The sequence below is a fragment of the Mycobacterium sp. genome (assembly GCF_965229265.1).
In the GTDB taxonomy this organism is placed as follows: domain Bacteria; phylum Actinomycetota; class Actinomycetes; order Mycobacteriales; family Mycobacteriaceae; genus Mycobacterium.
Genome location: NZ_CBDDIY010000007.1, coordinates 1 through 3,904, shown reverse-complemented (window position 1 = coordinate 3,904; position 3,904 = coordinate 1). Strand labels below are relative to the sequence as shown.

Below are 3,904 nucleotides of genomic sequence, written 5' to 3'. Positions count from 1 at the left end.
CCGGGATGTCCTGGATGACGCCGATCTCGTTGTTGACGAACATCACCGAGACGAGGATCGTGTCGGGCCGGATCGTGGCCTTGAGCACGTCGAGGTCGATCAGCCCGTCTTCCTGCACCTCGAGGTAGCTGACCTCGAAGCCCTGGCGCTCGAGCTCGCGCATGGTGTCCAGAACCGCCTTGTGCTCGGTCCTGACCGTGATCAGGTGCTTGCCACGCGTCTTGTAGAACTGCGCGGCGCCCTTCAGCGCGAGATTGTTCGACTCGGTTGCCCCGGAGGTCCAGACGATCTCGCGCGGGTCCGCGCCGATCAGCGCGGCCACTTCAGCACGCGCCTTCTCGACCGCCTCCTCGGCCTCCCAGCCCCAGGCGTGGCTGCGCGATGCGGGGTTGCCGAAGTGCTCACGCAGCCAGGGAATCATCGCGTCGACGACGCGCGGGTCCACCGGCGTCGTCGCGCCGTAATCCATGTAGATTGGGAAGTGCGGGGTCATGTCCATGGCGGGCGGCTCCCTGACGTCAGGGCTTGGCTGGCGGGAGCAGATGGCTGTTGATTACTTGCTGAACGAGCTACCGAGCGCGAACACCGAGTTCGGCGCGGTGATCTTGATGGGCTTGACCACCGGCTGAGACGAGATGGCCCGCTTGACCGGCGCCTCCTCGATCGACACGCCCTTGGCCAGCTGGTCGTCGACCAGTTTGCGCAGCGAGATCGAATCCAGGAACTCGATCATCTTGGTGTTCAGGCTGGCCCACAGGTCGTGCGTCATGCAGCGGCCCGAGTCCTCGCCCATGCAGTTTTCCTTGCCGCCGCAGCCGGTGGCGTCGATCGGTTCGTCGACCGCGACGATGATGTCGGCGACCGTGATCTCCTCGGCCTTGCGGCCCAGCGAGTAGCCGCCACCCGGGCCGCGGGTCGACTCGACCAGTTCATGGCGACGCAGCTTGCCGAACAGCTGCTCCAGATAGGACAGCGAGATCTGCTGGCGCGAGCTGATCGCGGCCAGCGCAACCGGGCCGCTGTGCTCGCGCAGGGCCAGATCGATCATGGCGGTGACGGCAAAACGGCCTTTGGTGGTGAGACGCATACTGAACTCCTTGAGGCGCGTGGCTGGCGGACCGGATGTCCGGGATCGCTTCACTGCGAGCCGCCGGGCTTAATCCCGACTGATTAGCTCAATTATAGGTGAAGCCGACTTATTTGGTCGGACACGCCCCCGTAAGTTCCCCTACTCGCGTCCCGGAGTTCGAGCAAGGTGCTTGATCAGCCCGTCGCAGGCGGTCTCCACCAGATCGAGCACGTGATCGAATCCGGCAGCCCCACCGTAATAAGGGTCGGGTACAACTTCGCTGCCTGCCCCGCGGCCGAACTCCATCAGGCGCTTCAGCTTGCGCTGGGCGGCCGGCGGGCAGCGCTCCTGCATCAGCGCCAGATTGTCCCAGTCCATCGCCAGCAGCAGGTCGAAGCGGTCGAAATCGTCGTCCTGAACGGCACGGGCCCGCTGCGTGGACAGGTCATAGCCCCGCCGCGCGGCGTGCGCCTGGCTGCGCTCGTCGGGGGTTCGCCCACGTGATAGGCATGGGTGCCGGCCGAGTCGACACGCACGCGGTCGGCCAGGCCCGCCGCGGCCAGCCTGGCGCGAAGTACGCCTTCGGCGGTCGGACTGCGGCAGATGTTCCCCATGCAGACCATGAGGACGTGAATGGGTTGCGGGTCGTCGGGCACGGGACATCTCCATCGAGAGCCGCGATTCTCGACGAACGCCCGCCCGTCAACGGGTCCTCAGCGGCCGAGCGCCTTCGCGGAGACGCCGCCGATGCCCCAGTTCTCCTTGGGCACGTCGTGGATCCACACGCGCACGTTCTCCTTCGGCGCCCCCACGGCCTCCATCATGGCCTGGGTGACCTTCTCGATCACGGCGCGCTTCTGCTCCTCGGTGCGACCTTCGATGAGGTAGATCTGTGCAAACGGCATGAGCTTCTCCTGTGTCCTGTGGGCGGCCGTCGCGCTCAGGCGGCGACCTTGTGCATGGCGGTGGTGCGCTCGCGCGCCAGCGTCATCGCGGTGTCCTCGATCATGTCCTCCTGGCCGCCCACCATGCCGCGGCGGCCCAGTTCGACCAGGATCTCACGCGCCGGCACGCCGTACTTCTTCTCGGCACGCTTGGCGAACAGCAGGAAGGACGAGTACACGCCGGCATAGCCCAGCGTCAGCGAGTCGCGGTCGACACGGATGATGTGGTCCATGATCGGCACCACCAGGTCCTCGGCCACGTCCTGGATCTTGAACACGTCCACGCCGGTCGCGATGCCCATGCGGTCGCACACGGCGATGAACACCTCCATCGGCGTGTTGCCCGCGCCCGCGCCCAGTCCGGCGGCCGCCGCGTCGATGCGGTTCGCACCGGCGTCGACCGCGGCGATCGAGTTGGCCACCCCCATCGCCAGGTTGTGGTGGCCGTGGAAGCCCAGTTCGGTCTCGGGCTTCAGGGCGTCGCGCACCGCGCGCAGCCGCACCGTCACGTCGTCGGGCAGCATGTAGCCGGCCGAGTCGGTGACGTAGATGCAGTTGGCACCATAGCCTTCCATCAGCAGCGCCTGGCTCACCAGCTTCTCGGGGCTGGCCATGTGGGCCATCATCAGGAAGCCCACGGTGTCCATCTCGAGCGAGCGCGCCTTCGAGATGTGCTGCTCGGACACGTCGGCCTCGGTGCAGTGGGTGGCCACGCGCACGGTGTGCACGCCGAGGTCCTTGGCCATCAGCAGGTGGTCGACGGTGCCGATGCCCGGCAGCAGCAGCGCCGACACCTTGGCCTGCTTCATCAGCGGGATCACCGCACCGAGGTATTCCTCGTCGCTGTGGGCCGGGAAACCATAGTTGACCGACGAGCCGCCCAGGCCGTCGCCGTGCGTCACCTCGATCAGCGGCACACCGGCGGCGTCCAGGCCGCTGGCGATGCTCTTCATCTGATCCAGCGTCATCAAGTGGCGCTTGGGGTGCATGCCGTCGCGCAGCGTCATGTCGTGGACGGTGATCTTCTTGCCTTGCAGGTTCATCATGGCGTTCTCCTTCGTCCGGTCAGGCCGGCACGGCTTCGAGCTTCAGCGTGCCGGCGATCAGTTCCTCGGCGAACATCTCGGCGGTGCGTGCGGCGGCGGCAGTCATGATGTCGAGGTTGCCGGCGTACTTGGGCAGGTAGTCGCCCAGGCCCTCGACCTCCATGAAGACCGAGACGCGCTTGCCGTCGAACACCGGGCCGTTAACCAGCTTGTAGCCCGGCACGTACTTCTGCACCTCGCGGATCATCTGGTGGATCGATGCGGTGATCCGGTCGCGGTCGGGCTCGTCCACCGTCAGGCAGTGCACGGTGTCGCGCATGATCAACGGCGGCTCGGCCGGGTTGATGATGATGATGGCCTTGCCCTTCTTCGCGCCGCCCACCTTCTCCACCGCTCCGGCCGTGGTGCGAGTGAACTCGTCGATGTTCTTGCGCGTGCCGGGGCCGACCGAGCGGCTGGAGACGGTGGCGACGATCTCGCCGTAGGCCACCGCCTGCACCTGCGACACCGCCGCCACCATCGGGATGGTGGCCTGGCCGCCGCAGGTGACCATGTTGACGTTCATCTCACGCCGCCCCAGATGCTGCTTCAGGTTCACCGGCGGCACGCAGAACGGGCCGATCGCCGCCGGCGTCAGGTCGATCATCATCACGCCCAGCGCATTGAGCTTGCGCGAGTTCGCGGCGTGCACGTAGGCGCTGGTGGCGTCGAAGGCGATCTGCACGCCGTCGGCCTTCACGTGCGGCAGCAGTCCGTCCACGCCTTCGGCGGTGGTCTTGATGCCCATCTCGCGTGCGCGCTTCAAGCCGTCGGACTCGGGGTCGATGCCGACCATCCACACCGGC

5 protein-coding genes and 1 pseudogene are annotated in these 3,904 nt (G+C 66.7%); all 6 read right to left on the bottom strand.

Annotation, left to right across the window (positions count from 1 at the left end; genetic code table 11):
- Positions 1 to 499, bottom strand: a 499-nt coding sequence (locus ADBZ9K_RS00515; RefSeq protein ID WP_526617748.1) for an aminotransferase class V-fold PLP-dependent enzyme, incomplete at its 3' end; no start/stop codon positions are given.
- A gap of 54 nt (positions 500 to 553) precedes the next feature.
- Positions 554 to 1,087, bottom strand: coding sequence for a Fe-S cluster assembly transcriptional regulator IscR (gene iscR, locus ADBZ9K_RS00510; protein WP_011829856.1), 534 nt, complete (start codon positions 1,085 to 1,087; stop codon positions 554 to 556).
- Between the two features lie 141 nt (positions 1,088 to 1,228).
- Positions 1,229 to 1,683 (bottom strand): annotated as a pseudogene (locus ADBZ9K_RS00505) (low molecular weight protein-tyrosine-phosphatase).
- 99 nt (positions 1,684 to 1,782) lie between these two features.
- Positions 1,783 to 2,013, bottom strand: coding sequence for a 2-hydroxymuconate tautomerase (gene thmT / locus ADBZ9K_RS00500; protein ID WP_353093348.1), 231 nt, complete (start codon positions 2,011 to 2,013; stop codon positions 1,783 to 1,785).
- Positions 2,010 to 3,056: a 4-hydroxy-2-oxovalerate aldolase gene (gene dmpG, locus ADBZ9K_RS00495; protein WP_353093346.1), complete on the bottom strand. Its 1,047-nt coding sequence runs from the start codon at positions 3,054 to 3,056 to the stop codon at positions 2,010 to 2,012. The genes thmT and dmpG overlap by 4 nt, the downstream gene beginning before the upstream one ends.
- 22 nt (positions 3,057 to 3,078) lie before the next feature.
- Positions 3,079 to 3,904, bottom strand: an 826-nt coding sequence (locus ADBZ9K_RS00490; RefSeq protein WP_526617745.1) for an acetaldehyde dehydrogenase (acetylating), incomplete at its 5' end; no start/stop codon positions are given.

Coding starts and splice junctions, on each gene's coding strand:
- iscR (WP_011829856.1), bottom strand. CDS start 1,087: ATGCGTCTCACCACCAAAGGCCGTTTTGCCGTCACCGCCATGATCGAT.
- dmpG (WP_353093346.1), bottom strand. CDS start 3,056: ATGAACCTGCAAGGCAAGAAGATCACCGTCCACGACATGACGCTGCGC.